Genomic DNA, 19,282 nt, shown 5'->3' with positions numbered 1-19,282 from the left:
GGCGGCCGGGACCCGCGTTCCACCGGTGTTCAGGAACCGGCGGTCCTCGCCGCCTCGTCCCACTTCTTGTTCAGGTCGGCGAAGAAGTCCTGGAGGCTGCCGTCCTGGGCGCCTCGGGCGGTGTCGATGAGCTTCTGCCGGTAGTCGGGCTTGTTCAGGCCGATCTCGGCGGCGTTGTCGATCTCGTTGACCACGGCCGTCTCCGCCTCGGACCGCTCCACGAACGTGACATCGTTGTCAACAAAGTCCTTGAGGGTGGCCGGCATGGGGGCCGCCTTCACGGCGGGCACCGCGCCCTCCCGCTCGGAGTAGCCGGACTTCTCGGTGAACCAGTCGATCCAGGCGCGCGCCGCCGGCTTGTTCTCGGAATGGGCGCTCACGGCCTGCTGGTAGTCGGAGACCAGGGTCGCGCAGAACGCGCCGTTCTTCTGCGCGGGGAAGGGCATGAAGCCGATGTCCTCGGCGGAACCGCCGGCCTGCTTCGCCGCCGCCCGCATCTGGGTGATCGACCAGGAGCCGAGCATCATGCTGCCGATCTTCCCCTCGGCGAGCAGGGCCTTGGAGGTCTCCCAGTTGGTCGTGGTCGGGTCCTTCTCGGCCAGCCCCTGCTTCACGATGTCGTGGACGAGGGTGTCGATGGTGTGCAGTTCACCGCCCGCCTTCCAGGGCGACACCGGTCCGGCCAGCTTGTCGGTCGCCTTGGCGTCACAGGTCACCGATCCCACGTTCGAGGTCCACTGGACCATCGGCCAGCCGTCCTTGAAGTTCGTGTAGTACGGCACGGCGTCGGTCCTGTCCCCGAGGGTCCGCAGGGCGGCCAGAAACTCCTGGGGTGTCCTGGGCCAGGCGGTGATCCCGGCCTTCTTCCAGAGGGCCTTGTTGTAGACGAAGCCGTTGGCGGTGCCGAACTGGGCGATGCCGTAGACCTTGCCGTCCACCTCGGTCTTGTCGCTGAAGCGGTACTTGCGGGCGAGCTCGGCGGCCGGGCCGAGGGGCGCGAAGAAGGCGGGGTAGTCGTTCTTGGCCACCGCCGCGGGGATCATCAGCACGTCACCGTAGGTCTTGGTGTTCATGCGGATCTTCACCTCCCCCTCGTAGTCGGTGATCCCCTCGAACGTCACCTTCACCTTGGGGTAGACCTTGTTGAAGTCGGCCGCGTACCGCTTGAGCGTGCCGTCCTGGACCAGGTCGGTCCGGTGGGTCAGGACCTTGATCCGCCCGGAGACCCCGGCGGGGTCGGCCGGCGCGGCCGCGATCTCCCCCGTCGCGGCTCCCCCGCCACCGCATCCCGCCACGGTGAGTGTCGCGACGGCGAGAAGCGCGCCCGTGAACGCCTTCGTCTTCCCCATGTGCCCAACTCCTTCAGGGTTACGGCTCAGGTCAAAGTGGGATGTCGGCACTATGACAGGAGCGTGTGAACCGGTAAAGCTCCGGTTTCCTGCGCGATGCCCAATCGTTATCCAGAGCCCGTCCGGCAGCCGGAATTACGCGTTTTGCGGTTTCTTGCTTGCACGGTGGGTGAACACAGGGAGCTTTACCGGTTCATGGACAGTGCGGGGCGCGCGCGGCTAGGTTGTCGGCGTCGTACACACATCCCCCGCCACGCCGGGCGATTGGAGCCGCACACATGAAGGACGTCACCCAGCTGACCGAGGGCTGGAGCCTGCGCCACGAGGACGCACTGCTCCCGGCCCGCGTCCCCGGCTGCGTCCACACCGACCTGCTCGCCGCGCAGGTCATACCCGACCCCTTCATCGGCCGGAACGAGACGGAGATCGCCTGGGTCGGGCGCCAGGGGTGGTGCTACGTCACCGACTTGGACCACCGCAGCCGGCACGAGCGCACGGAGCTGGTCTTCGAGGGCCTGGACACCGCCGCGGAGATCGTGCTGGCCGGCGAGGTCCTCGGCCGGACGCGCAACATGCACCGGACCCACCGCTTCGACGTCACGGGCCGGACGGGCCGCCTCGAGGTGCGCTTCGACTCGGCGTACGAGGAGGCGGAGCGCGTCCGCGCGCTCACCGGGGACCGGCCGAACGTCTACCCCGAGCCCTTCCAGTACATCCGCAAGATGGCCTGCTCGTTCGGCTGGGACTGGGGGCCGACCGTCGTCACGGCGGGCATGTGGCGGCCGGTGCGGCTGGAGCACTGGTCGACGGCCCGGCTCGCCGAGGTCCGTCCGGTCGTCACCGTCGACGGTCTCCCCGCCGACGGCACCACCACCGGCCGTGTCGAGGTACGGGTGCGGGTGGCGCGCACCGAGCGCGGTACCGGCCGGCCGCTGACCGCCCGGGCCGTCGTCCGGGCCGGCGGCCCGGCGGCGGAGGCCGGGAGCGCGGCCGTGTCGCAGGCCGAGGTCTCCTTCACGGGTGACGAGGCGGTCCTGCGCCTGGACGTGTCCGATCCCGAGCTGTGGTGGCCGCGCGGGTACGGCGAACAGCCGCTGTACGGCCTGGAGGTGACGCTGGCCGACGAGGAGGAGGGCCGGCTCGACGTCTGGCGGCGCCGCGTCGGCTTCCGTACCGTCACTCTCGACCGGTCGGCGGACGCGCACGGAAGCGGCTGCACCTTCGTCGTCAACGGGGTACGGATCTTCGCCCGGGGGGTCAACTTGATCCCGGACGACGTGCTCCCCTCCCGGACGACGCCGGAGCGCTACCGGACCCGCCTCACGCAGGCCGCCGACGCCAACGTGGACCTGGTCCGCGTCTGGGGCGGTGGCATCTACGAGGACGACGCCTTCTACGACGTCTGCGACGAACTCGGCCTGATGGTCTGGCAGGACTTCCTGTTCGCCTGCGCCGCGTACCCCGAGGAGCAGCCGCTGCGCGGGGAGATCGAGGCCGAGGCGCGCGACAACGTTGTCCGGCTCATGCCGCACCCCAGCCTGGTCCTGTGGAACGGCAACAACGAGAACCTCTGGGGCTTCCGGGACTGGGACTGGGAGGAGCCGCTCGCGGGCGGCTCCTGGGGCGAGGGGTACTACCTCGGCCTGCTGCCGCGGATCGTCGCCGAGCTGGACCCGTCCCGGCCGTACACGGCGGGCAGCCCCTGGTCGGGGTCGTGGGAGCACCACCCCAACGACCCCCGGCACGGCACCCACCACTCGTGGGAGGTGTGGAACCGGCAGGACTACGCCGAGTACCGCGCGAGCGTTCCCCGTTTCGTCGCCGAGTTCGGCTGGCAGGCACCGCCCGCCCTCGCGACGCTCCGCCGGGCCCTGCCCGGCGAGCGGCTCGCCCCGGACTCCCCCGGCATGCTCCACCACCAGAAGGCCGAGGACGGCAACGGCAAGCTGAACCGGGGCATCGCCCGCCATTTCCCGCTGCCCGAGGAGGACTTCGACCGCTGGCACTACCTGGCGCAGGTCGTCCAGGCGCGGGCCGTGGCGGCGGGCATCGAGCACTGGCGGGCCCACTGGCCGGTCTGCGCCGGCACGGTGGTCTGGCAGCTCAACGACTGCTGGCCGGTGAGCTCGTGGGCGGCGATCGACGGGGACGGCCGGCTCAAGCCGCTCTACCACGAGCTGCGCCGGGTCTACGCGGACCGGCTGCTCACCCTGCTGCCGGGTGAGGACGGGCCGGTGCTCGCCGTCGACAACCAGGCGGGCACGCCCTGGCACACGACCCTCGGAGTGCGCCGGCTGCGCGCGGACGGCACCGTCCTGGCGAAGGCCGGCATCCCGGTGGAGGTGGCGCCGCGGTCGGTCGCCCGGCCGGTGCTCCCGGCGGAGCTGCTGCCCGCGCCCGGGTCGGCCGAGGAGTTCCTCGTGGTCGACGCGGACGGCCTGCGCGCGGTGCACTTCCCCGTCACCGACCGGGAGTTCGCCTACCCGCCGGCCGACTACGGCGTCCGGCTGGAGACCATGGCCGGCGCGGACGGTGACGCGGGGACCCGTGCCGGACAGGCCACGTCCTTCGACGTGGTGGTGACGGCGCGGACCCTGGTGAGGGATCTCCTGCTGCAGGCCGACCGGCTCGGCGCTGGGGCGTCGGCGGACCGGGGGCTGCTGACCCTGCTTCCCGGGGAGGAGGCCAGGATCCGGGTGAGCGGCTGCGGGGACGTCTCCGTCGAGCAGGTCCGTGCGGCCCTGTTCTGCGTGGCCCCTCGGTGAGCGGTCCCGCTCCTCGCGTCACCATCAACGACGTGGCGGCCCGGGCGGGGGTGTCCAAGGGCGCCGTGTCGATGGCGTTCAACGACCGCCCGGGGGTCTCCCGGGCGACCCGGGAGCGGATCTTCCAGGTCGCCCGGGAGCTGGGGTGGGCTCCGCACCAGTCGGCGCGGAGCCTCTCCGGCCGGCGGGCGGGCATCGTGGGCCTGGTGATCTGCCGGCCGGCCCGCCTGCTCGGACTCGAGCCCTTCTACATGGAGTTCGTCTCGGGGATCGAGAGCGTCCTGACGGAGCGGGCGCACGCGCTGCTGCTCCGGCTGGTCCGGGACCTCGGCGAGGAGATCGCCGTGTACGAGGAGTGGTGGCGCGGCAGGACGATCGGGGGCGGGATCCTGGTGGACTTCCATCAGGAGGATCCCCGGATTCCCGCGCTGCGGGCACTCGGGCTGCCCGCGGTCGCCGTCGGGCATCCGTCGCTGACCGGGGGTTTTCCCTCGGTGTGGACGGACGACGCCACGGCGGCCGCGGACGCGGTGCGCTACCTGGCGGCGCTCGGCCACCGGCGTATCGCCCGGGTCGGGGGCCCCGCGGGGCTCGGTCACAGCGCGATCCGGGCGCGGGCCTTCGAGGCCACCATGGCGGAGCTGGGCCTCGACGGCCGCCGGCAGGTGGCGACGGGATTCGCGGGCGAGGAGGGGGCCCGGGCGACCCGCGGGCTGCTGATGGCACGGGACCGTCCGACCGCCATCGTGTACGACAACGACATCATGGCCGTGGCGGGGGCCGCCGTGGCCGCCGAGATGGGGCTCGCCGTGCCCGACGACGTGTCGCTGCTGGCCTGGGACGACTCGCAGCTGTGCCGGCTCACGCACCCGCCCCTGTCGGCCATGAGCCATGACGTGCACCGCTTCGGCCAGGAGGTCGCGCGGGCCCTCTTCGAGGTGATCGAGGGGACGCGGAGCGGGGCGCTCCAGGTGCCGACGCCGTCCCTGACCCCCCGCGGGTCCACGGGCCCGCCCCGGCCGGCGCGCGGTGTGTGAGCGGGAGGGGCCGTACCCCGGTCGGGGTACGGCCCCTCCCGTGCCGGGCCGGGCGGTCAGTTCCTGGCGCAGGGCGCGCCGTTGAGGGTGAAGGTGGCGGGGACGCCGTTGCCGCCGGTGGACGAGGCGCTCAGGCCGAAGCTCACGCTGCCGCCGGCCGGGATGGTCCCGGTCCAGGGCTCGTGGGTGGCGGACACCTGGTTGCCGTTCTGCACGACCTTGGCGTTCCAGGCGGACTGGACCGTCTGGCCGCCGGGGAAGGCGAAGTCGAGCCGCCAGCCTTTGACGGCCTGGGTTCCGGTGTTGCGCACGGTGACGTCGGCGTTGAAGCCGGTCCCCCAGTCCTGGAGCCGGTAGGCGACGGCGCAGGTGCCGGTGGCGGGCCCGGAGGCGGTGGTGAGGGTGACGGCGGCGGAGCGGGGCGACCGGTTGCCGGCGGCGTCGCGCGCGTACACGGCGAAGGTGTGGGTCGTCGAGGGTGTCAGGCCGGTGAGCGTGGCGCCGGTCGCCGTGGTACTGGTGACGGCGGTCTCCCTCGTGCCGTCGAGGCGGACGACGTCGTAGCCGGTGACGCCGGTGTCGTCGGTGGCGGCGGGCCAGGTCAGCCGGGCGCCGGTGGCGGTCACGTCGGTCGCCGTGGGTGTGCCGGGGGCGGACGGCGGGCGGGTGTCGGTGCCGCCGGTGCCTCCGTAGACGCTCGCCTCGCGGGAGGTCTGCCGGATGCCGTCGGCGCCGTGGAACAGGCGCTGTCCCCAGGGGGTGAGGCGGGCCGGGTCGAAGCCGGTGGCGAGGTCGAGGTACTCCACTCCCCCGCCGTTGCCGCTCCACGACCAGCCGAGGTAGCCGAGGTCGAGCTGCCGCGCGGCGGCCATGACGGCGTCCTCGTCGGGGTTGCCGTCCGAGTGGTCGTGGCCGAACTCGCCGACCACGACGGGGAGCCGGCGGGCGACGAAGCTGGTCAGGTAGGCCTGGACCTCGGCGGCCGTGTCGTACACGCCGTACATGTGGACGGAGAAGACGGTGTTGCGGTCGGGGTCGGCGGCGAACACCGCCGGCGCGTTGTCCCGCATGGTGTTCGACCAGTCCTGGCCCCAGTTGGGGGCGTCCACCATGAGCGTGTGATCGAAGCCGGCGGCGCGCATGCGGGTGACGGCGTTCCTGGTGTCCTCGGTCCAGGCGCTGTGCCCGGTGTTGCCGTGCGGTTCGTTGCCGAGGTTCACGATGACGTACTTCTCCTGGCCCTTGAGCGCGTCGGCGACCTCCAGCCAGTAGTCGACGGCCTCGGAGAGGGAGACGGCGCCGGCCTGTTCGCCGTAGCCGGTGGTGTCGTGGGCCTCGAGGACGCAGACGAGCCGGTTGGCCTTGCACCCGGCGACGACGTTCGCGACGTCGGCGGTGTCGTTCTTCGTCCAGCGGTCGCCGGTGCTGAGCACGACGCGGGCCGAGTTCGCGCCGAGCGCCTTGAGATCGCGCAGGGCCTTGGCGGTCGTGGCGGGATACCAGGTGTGGGCGTGGTTGACGCCCCGGAGGACGAAGTCGGTGCCGTTGGCGTCGAGGAGGCGGCCGTCCGAGATGTGGAAGCCGGGGGCGGGCGCCTCCGCCGTGCGGGCCGTGGCGGGGGTGGTGAGCGTCGTGGCGGCGACGGTGAGCAGTGCTCCCGCCGCGAGGGCCGATGTTCTCTTCATGTGGGGTGCTCCCAACTCGGTGGCTCGCCCGCCCGGGACGTGCGCGCCGGGGCGTGGGCCTGCCGGACGTACACGGGCCGGGGCGTGCGGGCCTGCCTGACATGGAGGGTGCGGTGCGGCCGGCCCCCTGGGACGGCGCGCCGATGGGCGCGGCGAGGGAGCCGGAGGCTCCCACCGCCCGGTGCGGTGCTGCGGCTCTTTCACCGGGTGGCGGGAGAGAGGACGGCCGGCCAGGGTGCGCGTTCTCTCCTCGTGTGGGTGGCGGGGAGGATGCGCGGGGCCGGCGACCGATGATGAGGCTAGAGGGGGAAGGGAAGGAAGACAACAGCCGGAACATAACCGGTTAAGCGAGCGTGCCCCTTTCCGCCGTGCGCTCGGCCGCCGGGCGTGAGAAAAAGCCTTTGAGAGCCGTTTCCGCGGGAAGGACCCCGCGGGGCGGACCGGCCGCTCCTGCGGCGGCGGCCGCCGCTCCGATCAGCCCGGCGTCGAGGGCGAGTGCCGCCGGCGCGATCGTCAGGTCCCGGGTGAAGTCGAGGACGGCGTGGTCGGCGAGGTGCCGGCGGAGCGGGCCGAAGAGCGTCTCACCGGACTGCGCCACGCCGCCGCCGATCACCACGAGGTCGAGTTCGACCAGGGCCGCCGTGGCCGCGATCGCGGCGGCCAGGGCTTTTCCGGCCCGGTCGAAGGCCGCCCGCGCGCTCGGATCGCCCGCGCGGGCCGCGGCCGCGGCCGCCGCGGCCGTCGGGGCGGTGCCGGGCGGCGGGGTCCACCCGGATGCCAGGGCGTGGGCGGCGATGGCGGGGCCGGCGGCGAAGCGCTCGACGCAGCCCCGGGCGCCACAGGGGCACAGGGGCCCGTTCTGGTCCACGGTGATGTGCCCGATGTGACCGGCGTTGCCCGTGGTGCCCGCGTGGAGCCTGCCGCCCAGGATCAGGCCGCCGCCGACACCTGTGGAGACGACCATGCACAAGGCGTTGTCCACCCCTCGGGCGGCCCCGGCCCAGTGCTCGGCCGCCGCCATCGCCACGGCGTCGCCCACGAGGACCGGGCGGATCGCGGACGGCACCCGCGAATGCGCCCGCACACGCTCGACCAGGGGAAAGGCGCGCCAGGCCGGGATGTTGACGGGGCTGACCGTGCCGGCGGCGGTGTCGACGGGGCCCGCGCTGCCGATGCCGAGGCGGGCCAGGCCGGCCCAGGCGGGGTGTGCGGCCAGTCCGTCCAGGACGCGGAAGACCGCGGCCATGAGGTCCTCGGCGGACCCCTGGGCGGGAGTGGCGTGCTGCGCCCGGGCCACCAGACGCCCCTTCCCGTCGACCAGAGCCCCGGCGATCTTCGTACCGCCGATGTCGAGCGCTCCGTACACCCTCGCGTTCATCGTCGCGTTCCGCCTTTCCGTGGACAGAGGAATGGTCCGTTGCGTGCCGACGTACTGTCACCTGCGGTGACAACGTTGTCCAGTTAACGGGTTCAGTTCACCCCGGGTTTAGTAAAACCCTCTCCTCCGAAGGTGTCCGGCCTGGACGGCACCACCGAATCCCCGCGATGCTCGCCCCTGTTACCGGCCCCCGAACGAAGGACCTCTGCCGCCGTGAGTGATTTCCCGGCCTTTCCGCCCGGCTTCGCGTTCGGCGCCGCCACCTCCGCGTACCAGATCGAGGGCGCGACGCGGGCGGACGGGCGCGGGCCGTCGATCTGGGACACCTTCACCCGCCGCGGCGGTGCCGTCCTGGACGGCACCAGCGGGGAGACCGCCTGCGACCACTACCACCGGCACCGGGAGGACGTCGCCCTCCTTGCGGGACTTGGAGTCGACTCGTACCGCTTCTCGATCGCCTGGCCCCGGATCCAGCCCACGGGCAGGGGGCCGGTGAACGCCCCGGGGCTCGCGTTCTACGAACGGCTGGTCGACGACCTGCTGGAGGCGGGGATCACCCCCGTCGTGACGCTTTACCACTGGGACCTGCCCCAGGCACTGGAGGACGGCGGCGGCTGGCGGGTTCGGGACACCGCCGAGCGGTTCGCGGAGTACGCGGAACGGGTGGCGGGGCGGCTCGGGGACCGGGTCCCGCGCTGGATCACCCTCAACGAGCCCTGGTGCAGCGCCTTCCTCGGGTACGCGAACGGGGAGCACGCGCCCGGCGCGGCCGAGGGGACGCCGGCGCTCGCCGCCGCCCACCACCTGCTCGTCGGTCACGGCCTCGCCCTGGGCGCGCTGCGGGCCGCCGGCGTCCGGGAGGCGGGCATCGCCCTCAACCTGGACCACGTGACACCGGCCGGTCCGGGGCCGGCCGACGCGGCCGCCGCCCTCCGCGCCGAGACGCAGCGCAACCTGATGTGGACCGAGCCGCTGCTGAAGGGCCGGTACGCGACCTCGGAGGCCGACACCTGGGGCGAGCTGATCGCGCGTCAGAACTTCCGGCGGGACGGCGACCTCGCGCTCGTCTCCGCCCCGCTCGACTTCCTCGGCATCAACTACTACACCCCCTCGACCGTCCGCGCCGCTCCCTGGCGGGAGCCCGATCCGTCCCGCCGTACGGCGGCGGACAACCGTTTCGAGGCGGTGCCCGTCACCGAGGTGCGGCACACCGCCATGGGCTGGCCGGTCGTGCCCGGGTCCCTGTACGCGCTCCTGACCTCGCTCAGGGACCGCTACGGCGCCGCTCTCCCGCCGGTCCACATCACGGAGAACGGCTCCGCCGAGCACGACGTCCCGGGGCCCTGCGGCGTGGTGGACGACGCCGACCGCGTCGCCTACCTGGACGGCCATCTGCGGGCCGTCGCCGAGGCGGTCGCGGACGGCGTCGACGTGCGCGGCTACACGGCCTGGTCGCTCCTGGACAACTTCGAGTGGGCCCACGGGTACAGCCGGCGGTTCGGACTCGTCCACGTCGACTTCCCGACCGGGACGCGCACCCCCAAGACCTCGTACCACTGGTACCGGTCCGCGATCGGGGCGGCGAGGCACGGCGGCGGCCCGCGGCCCTGAACGTCAGGGCCGCACGGCTCAGATCAGGGCAGCGGGGTGCCGCCCGTCGCGTTGACGATCTCTCCGGTGATGTAGCTCGCCGCCGGTGACGCGAGGAAGACGTACGCGGGCGCCATCTCGGCCGGCTGGGCCGCGCGCCCCAGCGGTGACTGGGCGCCGAAGTCCTTGACGTCGGGCATGGTGGCGGGGATCAGCGGGGTCCAGACGGGGCCGGGAGCGACGGCGTTCACCCGGATGCCCCGCTCGGCCACCATCTGGGCCAGGCTGTGGGTGAAGGAGATGATCGCCGCCTTCGTCATCGCGTAGTCGAGCAGGTGAGGGCTGGGCTGGTAGCCCTGCACCGAGGTGGTGTTGATGACGCAGCCACCGCGGGGCATGTGCGCGAGGGCCGCGCGGGTCAGCCAGAACATACCGTAGAGATTGGTCTTCATCACCCGGTCGAACTGCTCCGTGGTGATGGCCTCGATGCCGTCGGGCTGTGCCATCTGGTACGCGGCGTTGTTGACGAGGAGGTCGATGCGGCCGAACTCGCCCACCGCCCGCTCGATCAGGTCCCCGCACTGCCGCTCGTCGCGGATGTCGCAGGCGACGGTCACGGCGGTGCGCCCGGCCTCTCGGACCAGCCGGGCCGTCTCGGCGGCGTCGTCCCGCTCCTCCTCCAGGTGGGTGAGGACCACGTCCGCGCCCTCCCGGGCGAACGCCAGACAGACGGCCCGGCCGATGCCCGAGTCCCCGCCGGTCACGACCGCCACGCGGCCCCGCAGCAGATCGTGCCCCTGGTAGGACTCCTCCCCGTGGTCGGGGCGCGGGTCCATGGCCTCGGTCGTCCCGGGGTGTTCCTGTTCCTGCTCCGGCTGCGGCGGGCGGGGGTGCCGCGTCTGCGGGTCGGGGACGCGCGTCTCTTCGTCGGGGGACATCCCTTGCTCCTGGTCTCCTCGCTCGGCAGTACAGGGGTTCGACTACCCGGGGGCGGCCGGGACATCCCCCCTTGTGCGGGTTTCGCCTGATCGGGGGACCGGATCACCACCCCGGTGGGGCCGGACCGCGTACGTCGGGCGGGTGCGGGTACCCGCTGCGGCATGGTGGATCGCAATGCCCCTCGTGAACCCTTGCCCGAGCCGCCCGAGCCGTCGTCCGGGCGCCGCACGCCGCCGGAGCACCCGAAACCGGAGCCGTCGCGTCCGGCGGAGCCGTCACGCTCACGCGAGCGGTCGTCGGCGGAACCACGGCGCGAGTCCGGGGCGCCCCCGGCGCCCGAGGACGTCGGGCCGGGCCCCGAGGTCGAGGAGCGTGCGCCCGACTCGCCGAGCGAGCTGCCGGGCCGTTCCTGGCGCGCGATCCTCAAGGGGTCGGTGCGCGAGTTCGCGTCAGACGAGCTGTCGGACCGGGCCGCCGCCCTGACGTACTACGGCGTGCTGTCCGTCTTCCCCGCGCTGCTCGTCCTGGTCTCGCTCCTCGGCATCAGCGGCCGGTCCACGACGGACCGGGTGCTGGACAACCTGCGCGAGCTGGCGCCGGGCCCGGCCCGGGACGTGCTCGGCCGGGCCGTGGAGAACCTCCAGGGCCACACCGGCACCGGAGCCGTCATGGTCGTCGTCGGCCTGGTGGTGGCCCTGTGGTCGGCCTCCGGGTACGTCGGGGCGTTCATGCGCGCCGCCAACCAGGTGTACGACGTGCCCGAGGGCCGCCCGATGTGGAAGGTGCTGCCGCTGCGCCTCGGGCTGACCGCGGTACTCATGCTCATGGCGACCGCGAGCGCCCTGATCGTGGTCTTCACCGGGGACGTGGCACGGCGGGCCGGTGATCTGCTGGGGGTCGGCGACACCGCCCTGACCGTGTGGTCGATCGCCAAGTGGCCGGTGCTCGTCCTGCTCGTGGTGGTGATGATCGCCCTGCTGTACGGGGCGAGCCCGAACGCCAGGACCGGTGGCTGGCGGTGGATCACGCCCGGCAGCGTCGTCGCCCTGGTGATCTGGATGGCGGCCTCGGCGGGCTTCGCCCTCTACGTGGCCGAGTTCGCCTCGTACAACAAGACCTACGGGACCATGGCCGGTGTCATCGTCTTCCTGGTGTGGCTGTGGATCAGCAACCTGGCGGTGCTCCTGGGCCTGGAGTTCGACGCCGAGGTGCTGCGGCAGCGGGCGGTCGCGGGCGGGATGCCGCCGGACGAGGAGCCGTACGTGGAACCGCGTGACACCCGCTCGTGGAGCGAGGAGGACGTGCGTTCGTTCCGCAAGCCCTGAGCGCCGTTCGCCGCCCTGCGCGCCGGTCCGCGAACCTCGGCGCCGGGGCAGCGACGAGGGCCGGTGCCCACCGCCGTGAAGCGGGTGGGCACCGGCCCTCTCGTCGTACCTCAGGTCATCGGCTCCGGGCCCGGGCCCGGTGGGGGCAGCGGGCCCGGCTGCGGGAACGGGTCCGGGGCCGGGCCCGGGGACGGCGGGTCCGGCTCGGGCTGCGGCGGAGCCGGCGGGACCGGATCGGGACCGCCGGGACCGGGTCCCGGTCCGGGCAGCGGGCCCGGCTCCGGGCCGGGCCCTGGACCGGGCGGGGGCGTCGGGTTCGGCGGGACGGGATCGTTCGGGGGCGTGCTCATGGATCCTCCTTCCATGGCCGGGGACTCCATGTCGAAGGCACGCCTACCCGCCCGCGCGGCGGGCACTCGCGCCGGTCCACCGCTCGGGCGGGGCGGGCGTGACCCCAGGCCGGGACGCATGGCCGGCCCGCGGGCGGGCAGGAGCGGACCGGTGACTCTCTCCGACGCTGTGTACCTCGCCCTGGGCGTCGGTGCGCTGGGCGCTGCGGTGGTGCCGCGCCTGGTGTTCCGGCGTCCCCTGTCCATGCCCATGGTGTTCGTCGCGGCGGGCGCCGTCGCGGCCCTGCTGCCGTGGGACATGCCCGTGGTGGACCCCGTGGACGACCGCCTGTGGGTGGAGCACGCCACGGAGGTGTGCGTGATCGTTTCCCTCATGGGCGCGGGCCTCGCGCTGAACCGGCCCGTGGGTCTGCGGCGCTGGCGCGGCCCATGGCGTCTGCTCGGCATCGGGCTGCCGCTGACGATCGTCTTCGCCGCCGCCACGGCCGCGCCGCTGCTCGCGTGGCCGCTCGCGCCCGCCCTGCTGCTGGCGGCGGTGCTGTCGCCGACGGACCCGGTCCTCGCGGCGGAGGTGCGGGTGGGCGAGCCCACCGACGAGAAGGACGACGAGGACGAGGTCCGCTTCACGCTCACGGCCGAGGCGGGGCTCAACGACGGGCTGGCCTTCCCGTTCGTCCTGGGCGCCGTCGCCCTCGCGGCGGCGGCCGGTCAGGACGGCGGGTCCTGGGGGTGGCTCGGCCGGTGGTTCCTCGTGGACGTGCTCGTGCGCATCGGCGTCGGCGTGGCCCTGGGCATCCTCGTCGGACGGCTCCTCGGGCTGATGTTCTTCCGCGCCCCGCAACGGTGGCTGCGGCTGTCGGAGCACATGGAGGGGTTCGTCGCGCTCGGTGCCACCTTCTTCGCGTACGGGGTGACGGAGCTGGCGGGCGGTTACGGGTTCCTGGCGGTGTTCGTCACCGCGTGCACCGTGCGGGCCGCCGAGCACAGCCACGGCTACCACCGGGTGCTGCACGAGTTCACCGAGCAGATCGAGCGGCTGATCACCGTCTTCCTGCTGTTCCTCCTCGGGGGCTACCTCGTGTCCGAAGGCCTGGCCGAGCTCTCGTGGCGGGGCGTCGTCGTGGCGGTCCTCCTCGTGGTGGTGCTGCGGCCCCTGGCCGGGTGGCTCTGCCAGCTCGGCATGCCGGTGGCGCGGCGCGAACGGCTGGTGACGGCCCTCTTCGGGATCCGCGGGATCGGTTCGATCTTCTACCTGGCGTACGCCCTCGGCCACACCGACGCCTTCGCGCCGTACGCCCGGGAGCTGTGGGCGGTCGTCGCTTTCACGGTGCTGCTCTCCGTGCTGGTCCACGGCGCCGCCGCGACCCCGGTCATCCGCCGCCTGGACCGGCTGCGCGACGCGGGGCGGGAGTAGCCGCGCGGGAGCCCGCCCCGCCGTCGCACCGGATCCTCGCTTCGCCGCACCGTCCGCCGGACGGGGGCGCCGGCCTGGGGGCCGGTCCGGGGGCGCGGCCATGATCGATTGTCAGTGGCGGGTGAGAGCGTGGGAACACGTCGAGCCCGAACGAGGGGGAGCCCGTCATGGCCGGAAACCAGAACTACATCAACCACGTCGCACTCGTACTGGACGCCAGTTCGTCCATGTCGCACCTGAGCGGGAAGGTCGTCGAGGTCGCCGACCAGCAGATCGCCTATCTGGCGCGCCGGTCGCGGGAGCTGGACCAGGAGACGCGGGTCACGGTGTACGTCTTCGCCGACAAGGTGGAGTGCGTCATCTACGACAAGGACGTGCTGCGCATGCCGTCCCTGAAGCAGCTGTACCGCGTCGGGGGGATGACGGCGCTGCTGGCCGCCGCGCTGAAGTCGCAGCGGGAGCTGGCGCTCACGGCGCAGCTGTACGGCGACCACAGCTTCCTGACGTTCGTTCTGACGGACGGGCAGGAGAACGCGAGCCACCGGTCGCCCGACGCTCCCACGCGGGATCCGAAGGAGCTGGCCCGGGCGGTGGCCGGGATGATCGAGACGCAGGAGGACAACTGGACGCTGGCCGTGCTCGTGCCGGATCAGATGGGCCGGCACGAGGCCATGCGGTGCGGCTTCCCGAAGGACAACATCGCCATCTGGGACGCCACCAGCACGCAGGGTCTCGAGGAGGCCGGGCAGGTCATCCAGGAGGCCACCGAGAAGTTCATGGTGGGCCGTACGAAGGGCATCCGCGGCTCGCGGGCGGTGTTCTCGACGGGCGCGGAGGCCGTCAACAAGGAGACCATCGAGGCGGCCGGTCTCACGCCGGCGCAGCCCTCGGAGTACCGGCTGCTCGACGTGACGCGTGACGGGACGATCCGCGACCGGGTGGTCGAGTCGGGGCACGAGTACCGCACGGGCTGCGCGTTCTACCAGCTGAGCAAGTCGGAGAAGGTGCAGGCGCGCAAGCGGATCGCGGTCCTGGAGAAGAAGACGGACCGGATATTCACCGGTCCTGAGGCGCGCGCCCTGCTCGGGCTGCCCGATGTGGAGGTGCGGGTGAGGCCGGACCACAACGACGAGTTCACGATCTTCGTGCAGAGCACCAGCGTGAACCGGAAGCTCGTGCCGAACACCCGGCTGCTCGTCATGAACTGACGCCCGATGAGGGAAGTGCCGGCGGGTGCCCCGGGCCCGCCGGCGGCCGGGGACGGTGGTCAGTCCCCGGTGACCGCCGGACGGTGGTGGGTCACGCGGGCTGGTCCTTGTCCGCGGGGAGCCACACCTGGAAGGTCGCCGGGTCGACCGGGATGGAGATGTGTTCATGGGTGACCGCCCAGCTGCCGTCCGTCCGCCGCAGGCAGACGCTCTCCCGCACCCAGACGGAGGCCTGGAGGCCACCCTTCCGCTCCCCCGTGTCGCGGTGCAGCATGTGGGCGAAGGCGAGGTCGCCGCTCGTCACGAGATGCAGATCGTGCGTCTCCAGGACGATGGGGCCCACATAGCCGTCGAACCAGCGCAGGAAGTTGCGGCGAATCTCCTCCTTGCCGGTGAACCGGAGCGGCGGGACGACGTCGTAGTAGACGGCGTCGGGCGCGTAGCAGTCCATCAGGCGGTCGATGTCCTTCGCCTGCTGGGCCTCGGTGCGGCGGGCGAGGAAGGCGCGGATCCCGGTCTCGTCGCTGGTGGTCGTCATGGCGTACTCCTTCACATCGGTGTGTGCTGTCTCCACGACGGGCCGGAGCGGCCCGGCGGCCGCTGCCGCCGGCGCCGCGTTCCGGTCCGTCGAGAGGTACGACGGGACCGGCCCCCGAATCGTGAGGTGGGGGCGCCTCACGATTCGGGGTGCCGTGTCGTCGTAGAGGGTGGGAGACGATCCGATCGAGGGAGCAGCGACACATGACCACTCCGGCCGACACGGCGGGCGGCCCGCAGGAGCCGCCGCTGAGCGCGATCACGGGCGAGCGGCGGCAGTTGATCAATCTCGCGTACCGGATGCTGGGTTCCGTGACGGAGGCGGAGGACGTGGTCCAGGAGACGTACGCCCGCTGGTACGCCCTGCCTCCGGAGCGGCGCGGGGCGATCGCCTCGCCCGGCGGCTGGCTGACCAGGGTCGCGGGGCGCATCTGTCTCGACGTGCTCCGTTCGGCGCGGGTCCGGCGGGAGAGGTACGTGGGGGAATGGGTGCCGGAGCCGGTGCCCGCGGACACCGACTGGCTCGGCGGGCCGTCGCCGGACGGCGCGGCCGATCCCGCCGACCGGATCACACTCGACGAGTCGGTCGGCATGGCCTTCCTCGTCGTGCTGGAGACGATGACTCCGGCCGAACGGGTCGCGTTCGTGCTGCACGACGTCTTCCGCTACTCGTTCGGCGAGGTGGCGGAGATCGTCGGCCGCAGCCCCGAGGCCTGCCGGCAGCTGGCGTCCTCGGCGCGCCGCCGCGTCCGCGCCTCACGGGCGCCGGCGGCACCGACGGACCTGCAGGCCCGGGTCATCAGGACGTTCAAGCGGGCCTGGGAAGCGGGGGACATCACCTCACTGGTCGGTCTGCTGGATCCGGCCGCGACCGTCGTGGGCGACGGCGGCGGGCTCGTCACGGCCGCGCTCCGCCCGGTCGAGGGCGCGGAGCGGATCGCCCGATTCTTCGTCACGCGCGGCCTGCCGGACGGGTTGACGCTCGACGAGAGTGTGGTCAACGGCCGGCCGGGGCTGGTGGCGCGCCTGGGCGGGGTCGTCCGGTCGGTGTACGCGTTCGACATCGTGGACGGCCGGATCCGGCACATCTGGGCGGTGCTCAACCCGGAGAAGCTGCGGCCGTGGACCGAGGGGACGGATCCGAACGGGGCGGTGCGTCCGCGCCCACCGGTGGTCCGCCCCGCTCTCGACGGCCGCTGACCGGGGCGCTGAGGGCATGCCCGGGTCCGGTGCGGGTCAGTGGCCGCCCAGACCCGGGAGGCAGGTGCCGTCCATGGTCCGTCCGGCGACTTCGACGGTGGCGGTTCCGCTCGTGCCGATGAGGCCGTTGACGCAGACCTTGCCGGTGCCGCCGCCGAGGACGATGTTCCGGGGCAGACTGCCGGGGCCCGTGGCGCCCGCCCGGTACTCGATGTCGTCCGGGGAGAGTCCGAGGGCGGCAGCGGCGGCCGCCCGGATCTCGTCCTCGCCGGCGGGCTTCGCGGCCAGGCCGCGCAGGGTGCGGCCGAGGCGCTCGGCCGCACCCTGTGCCCCGGCGCGCTCCTGTGGGGTGAGTTCCATGGGGCGCCGGTAGCCGTGGTTCTCCGCGTACTTCTGGCTCGGGTCCTGCGAGATGCAGGGCGTGCCCGGGGCGAGGGGAGGTTCCATGGGGGCCGGGCAGTACCGCATGGTCTCCCGGGCCGAGGCCGCCGGCGATCTCCTCGGGTCGTCGGCGGGGTCGGCGCAGCCGCCGAGGAGGGCGAGCCCTGCCAGGAGGAGAGTGCCGGTGGCGGTACGCGGGAGGGGACGGCTCATGTGATCATCCTGCGCCCCCGGGCGGCGCGCAGGCCTCGGCGGCCGGAAGGATGGCCGATTCCGGCCGGTCGCCCGGGTGTCTCCTCCCCCGTGCCGGGGGCCTGCGGCTCATGCCGTCGGGGCTTCGGCGCGGGCGCGGCGGTGGGCGGCGACGCGTTCGCGGGTGGCGCAGCGGCGGGAGCAGTAGCGGCGTTCAGGGCCGCTGCCCTGAGCGAGGAAGACGTTCGGGCAGCGGGAGGACGCGCACACGCCGCCGGGTGGGCGCCGCCGGTCCCAGACGAGGACGGTCAGGGCCATGCAGGAGGAGGCGAGGAACCACTCGTCCCAGGGGGCGTCGTCGTCGCTGTCGAGGTGCGGGTGCCAGGGGGTGTCGCCGCCGTGTGAGGAGAGGCGGAGGGGGCCGGTGTGGTCCCGCAGGAGGCGGTTGAGGACGCGCGCGGCCGTGTCGGTGTCCTCCGCGGCGAAGACCTCCCGCAGCCGGGCGGCGGCGTCCCGCATGCCCGCGACGTCCCCGGCGGTGAGGTCGAGGGGGCCGGTCTCGCCGTGGGCGCGGAGGAGGGCGGCGATCTCCTCGGGGGCGGGGTCCCCGTCGCCGGCGAGGGCGTTGATCAGGTCGGCGGTCCGCCGGGCCGTGGACAGGACGGAGTGCCGGGCGGACCGGTCTTCGGTGAAGGACACCCGCGGAATGTAACGCACCTTGTGGAGTTCTGAGTTACCTACGTAACGTCCCGGCCATGGTGAAGCGTTACGGGCTGTGGGTCCATCTCGGGGGAGCGCTGACCGCCCGGATCGGGGACGAGATGTCGGGGCCCGCCCTCCTCCTGGCCGGGCTCGCCCTGACCGGGTCGGCCATGGAGGCGTCCGCCCTGCTCGCGGGGATCGCCGCCGCCGCGGCCCTCGGCGGGCCTGCGCTCGGGGCCTTGCTCGACCGGGCGGACCGGCCCGGGCGTCTGCTGGCGGGAGCCCTCGCCGGGTACGCGGCGGGGCTGGTCCTGGTCGCCGGGGCGCTCGGCCGGCTGCCGTTCGCCGCGATCCTCGCGGTGGCCGTGTGCACGGGCCTCGCGGGACCCGCCCTGTCGGGCGGGTGGACCGCTCAGCTGCCCCGTGCGGCGGGGGACGGGGAAGGGCTGGACCGGGCGAACGCGCTCGACGCCATGACGTTCGGCGCGGCGGGCCTGGCCGGACCCGTCCTCGCGGGCGGGGCGGCGGAACTCCTCGGGGCGCCCGCCGCCGTCGTGGTGTCGGCGGTGCTCGTCACCCTGGCCCTGCCCGCCGCCTGGGTGCTGCCCGCCCGTTCCACCGGCGCGCGCCGCCCCCGGCCGGCGTCGGCGGACACGGCTCCGGCCTCCGTCGTACGGGTCGTCGCGGGGAGGCCCGCGCTGGCCCGGGCCACGCTTTCCTCGGTCGTCTCCGCCGTGGCCCAGGGCATGGTGACGGTGTGCGTCCCGCTGCTGGGGGCGCGGGTCCTGGGTGGGTCCGGCCGGGGCGCGATGCTGCTGTCCTGCACGGCGCTCACGGCCCTGGCGGCCACGGCCGTGCTCGCGCGGTTTCCCCGCGCGCTCTCCCCCGAAGCGGTCATGTGGGCGAGTGCGCTCGTCCTGGCCGGCTCCTCGGCCCTCGCCCTGTGTCCGCATCCCGCCGCCCTGGTGACGGCCTTCCTCGTGGCCGGGGTGGGGGAAGGCCGGCAGTTGGCCGCCTTGTTCGCGATCCGTCACCGGGAGGCTCCGGAGGGCTTGCGCGGTCGCGTCTTCACCACCGGAGCCAGTCTGAAGATCACCGGGTTCGCCCTGGGCGCGGCGGTCGGGGGGCCGGTCGCGTCCTGGTCCCCGGCGGGCGCCCTCGTGGCGGCGGCCGGGGTGTCGGTCCTCGCCGCCGTGGTGTTCCTCGTTCCGTACACCTCTCGGGCGTGAT

Annotated in this window: 15 protein-coding genes; 8 read left to right on the top strand and 7 right to left on the bottom strand. The window is 73.4% G+C overall.

The window, feature by feature from the left end; translation table 11 throughout:
- Nucleotides 1-29: 29 nt before the first annotated feature.
- Nucleotides 30-1,349, bottom strand: a complete 1,320-nt coding sequence (locus ACFY60_RS22645) for an ABC transporter substrate-binding protein (protein ID WP_388613223.1) — start codon at nt 1,347-1,349, stop codon at nt 30-32.
- Nucleotides 1,350-1,627: 278 nt separating this feature from the next.
- Between ACFY60_RS22645 and ACFY60_RS22640 the strand changes: the two genes are divergently transcribed.
- Both ACFY60_RS22640 and ACFY60_RS22635 read left to right on the top strand, forming a co-directional pair.
- The gene (locus ACFY60_RS22640) at nt 1,628-4,114 is read left to right on the top strand and encodes a glycoside hydrolase family 2 protein (protein WP_388613224.1); all 2,487 of its coding nucleotides are present in this window, start codon (nt 1,628-1,630) and stop codon (nt 4,112-4,114) included.
- Nucleotides 4,111-5,151 (top strand): LacI family DNA-binding transcriptional regulator, encoded by a 1,041-nt coding sequence (locus ACFY60_RS22635; RefSeq protein ID WP_388613225.1) that lies wholly within the window; start codon nt 4,111-4,113, stop codon nt 5,149-5,151. Before ACFY60_RS22640 ends, ACFY60_RS22635 begins: the two co-directional genes overlap by 4 nt.
- A 56-nt stretch (nt 5,152-5,207) precedes the next feature.
- On the opposite strand, the gene ACFY60_RS22630 is transcribed toward ACFY60_RS22635, so the two are convergent.
- Both ACFY60_RS22630 and ACFY60_RS22625 read right to left on the bottom strand, forming a co-directional pair.
- The gene (locus ACFY60_RS22630; RefSeq protein ID WP_388613226.1) at nt 5,208-6,836 is read right to left on the bottom strand and encodes a cellulase family glycosylhydrolase; all 1,629 of its coding nucleotides are present in this window, start codon (nt 6,834-6,836) and stop codon (nt 5,208-5,210) included.
- Nucleotides 6,837-7,179: 343 nt separating this feature from the next.
- Complete coding sequence (locus ACFY60_RS22625; protein WP_388613227.1) at nt 7,180-8,214, bottom strand: ROK family protein; 1,035 nt, start codon at nt 8,212-8,214, stop codon at nt 7,180-7,182.
- 213 nt (nt 8,215-8,427) lie between these two features.
- Here ACFY60_RS22625 and ACFY60_RS22620 point away from each other — a divergent pair, with 213 nt between their 5' ends.
- Nucleotides 8,428-9,825, top strand: a complete 1,398-nt coding sequence (locus ACFY60_RS22620; protein ID WP_388613228.1) for a GH1 family beta-glucosidase — start codon at nt 8,428-8,430, stop codon at nt 9,823-9,825.
- Nucleotides 9,826-9,848: 23 nt separating this feature from the next.
- On the opposite strand, the gene ACFY60_RS22615 is transcribed toward ACFY60_RS22620, so the two are convergent.
- The gene (locus ACFY60_RS22615) at nt 9,849-10,742 is read right to left on the bottom strand and encodes a glucose 1-dehydrogenase (protein ID WP_388613230.1); all 894 of its coding nucleotides are present in this window, start codon (nt 10,740-10,742) and stop codon (nt 9,849-9,851) included.
- A gap of 162 nt (nt 10,743-10,904) precedes the next feature.
- On the opposite strand from ACFY60_RS22615, the gene ACFY60_RS22610 reads away from it, so the two are divergent.
- From ACFY60_RS22610 to ACFY60_RS22600, 3 genes are all read left to right on the top strand, one after another.
- Nucleotides 10,905-12,068, top strand: coding sequence for a YhjD/YihY/BrkB family envelope integrity protein (locus tag ACFY60_RS22610; protein WP_388613232.1), 1,164 nt, complete (start codon nt 10,905-10,907; stop codon nt 12,066-12,068).
- Nucleotides 12,069-12,569: 501 nt separating this feature from the next.
- A complete protein-coding gene (locus tag ACFY60_RS22605) occupies nt 12,570-13,832 on the top strand; it encodes a cation:proton antiporter (protein WP_388613233.1) in 1,263 nt (420 codons plus the stop codon).
- A 167-nt stretch (nt 13,833-13,999) separates the two neighbouring features.
- Nucleotides 14,000-15,040, top strand: coding sequence for a vWA domain-containing protein (locus ACFY60_RS22600; protein ID WP_388613235.1), 1,041 nt, complete (start codon nt 14,000-14,002; stop codon nt 15,038-15,040).
- A 91-nt stretch (nt 15,041-15,131) separates the two neighbouring features.
- On the opposite strand, the gene ACFY60_RS22595 is transcribed toward ACFY60_RS22600, so the two are convergent.
- Entirely contained in the window at nt 15,132-15,578 is a 447-nt protein-coding gene (locus tag ACFY60_RS22595) for a YybH family protein (protein ID WP_388613237.1), read from the bottom strand.
- 203 nt (nt 15,579-15,781) lie between these two features.
- Between ACFY60_RS22595 and sigJ the strand changes: the two genes are divergently transcribed.
- Complete coding sequence (gene sigJ, locus ACFY60_RS22590; RefSeq protein ID WP_388613239.1) at nt 15,782-16,777, top strand: RNA polymerase sigma factor SigJ; 996 nt, start codon at nt 15,782-15,784, stop codon at nt 16,775-16,777.
- Nucleotides 16,778-16,813: 36 nt separating this feature from the next.
- Here the strand turns inward: sigJ and ACFY60_RS22585 are convergent, their stop codons facing one another.
- The gene (locus ACFY60_RS22585) at nt 16,814-17,371 is read right to left on the bottom strand and encodes a precorrin-3B C(17)-methyltransferase (RefSeq protein WP_388613240.1); all 558 of its coding nucleotides are present in this window, start codon (nt 17,369-17,371) and stop codon (nt 16,814-16,816) included.
- Nucleotides 17,372-17,479: 108 nt separating this feature from the next.
- A complete protein-coding gene (locus ACFY60_RS22580) occupies nt 17,480-18,049 on the bottom strand; it encodes a CGNR zinc finger domain-containing protein (protein WP_388613242.1) in 570 nt (189 codons plus the stop codon).
- A 56-nt stretch (nt 18,050-18,105) separates the two neighbouring features.
- On the opposite strand from ACFY60_RS22580, the gene ACFY60_RS22575 reads away from it, so the two are divergent.
- Nucleotides 18,106-19,281, top strand: a complete 1,176-nt coding sequence (locus ACFY60_RS22575) for an MFS transporter (RefSeq protein WP_388613244.1) — start codon at nt 18,106-18,108, stop codon at nt 19,279-19,281.
- The last annotated feature ends 1 nt before the right edge of the window (nt 19,282 follow it).

Origin of the sequence: Streptomyces sp. NPDC012827 (genome assembly GCF_042900905.1) — a bacterium.
Taxonomy (GTDB): Bacteria; Actinomycetota; Actinomycetes; order Streptomycetales; family Streptomycetaceae; genus Streptomyces; species Streptomyces gulbargensis.
Note: the sequence above shows the minus strand (reverse complement) of the source record. Positions and strands in the feature narration are given on the sequence as shown.

What these genes read in the sequence shown, in the direction of transcription:
- ACFY60_RS22610 (WP_388613232.1), top strand. Translation starts at nt 10,905, where the DNA reads ATGGTGGATCGCAATGCCCCTCGTGAACCCTTGCCCGAGCCGCCCGAG.
- sigJ (WP_388613239.1), top strand. Translation starts at nt 15,782, where the DNA reads ATGACCACTCCGGCCGACACGGCGGGCGGCCCGCAGGAGCCGCCGCTG.
- ACFY60_RS22640 (WP_388613224.1), top strand. Translation starts at nt 1,628, where the DNA reads ATGAAGGACGTCACCCAGCTGACCGAGGGCTGGAGCCTGCGCCACGAG.
- ACFY60_RS22600 (WP_388613235.1), top strand. Translation starts at nt 14,000, where the DNA reads ATGGCCGGAAACCAGAACTACATCAACCACGTCGCACTCGTACTGGAC.
- ACFY60_RS22645 (WP_388613223.1), bottom strand. Translation starts at nt 1,349, where the DNA reads ATGGGGAAGACGAAGGCGTTCACGGGCGCGCTTCTCGCCGTCGCGACA.
- ACFY60_RS22630 (WP_388613226.1), bottom strand. Translation starts at nt 6,836, where the DNA reads ATGAAGAGAACATCGGCCCTCGCGGCGGGAGCACTGCTCACCGTCGCC.
- ACFY60_RS22615 (WP_388613230.1), bottom strand. Translation starts at nt 10,742, where the DNA reads ATGTCCCCCGACGAAGAGACGCGCGTCCCCGACCCGCAGACGCGGCAC.
- ACFY60_RS22585 (WP_388613240.1), bottom strand. Translation starts at nt 17,371, where the DNA reads ATGAGCCGTCCCCTCCCGCGTACCGCCACCGGCACTCTCCTCCTGGCA.
- ACFY60_RS22625 (WP_388613227.1), bottom strand. Translation starts at nt 8,214, where the DNA reads ATGAACGCGAGGGTGTACGGAGCGCTCGACATCGGCGGTACGAAGATC.
- ACFY60_RS22575 (WP_388613244.1), top strand. Translation starts at nt 18,106, where the DNA reads ATGGTGAAGCGTTACGGGCTGTGGGTCCATCTCGGGGGAGCGCTGACC.
- ACFY60_RS22595 (WP_388613237.1), bottom strand. Translation starts at nt 15,578, where the DNA reads ATGACGACCACCAGCGACGAGACCGGGATCCGCGCCTTCCTCGCCCGC.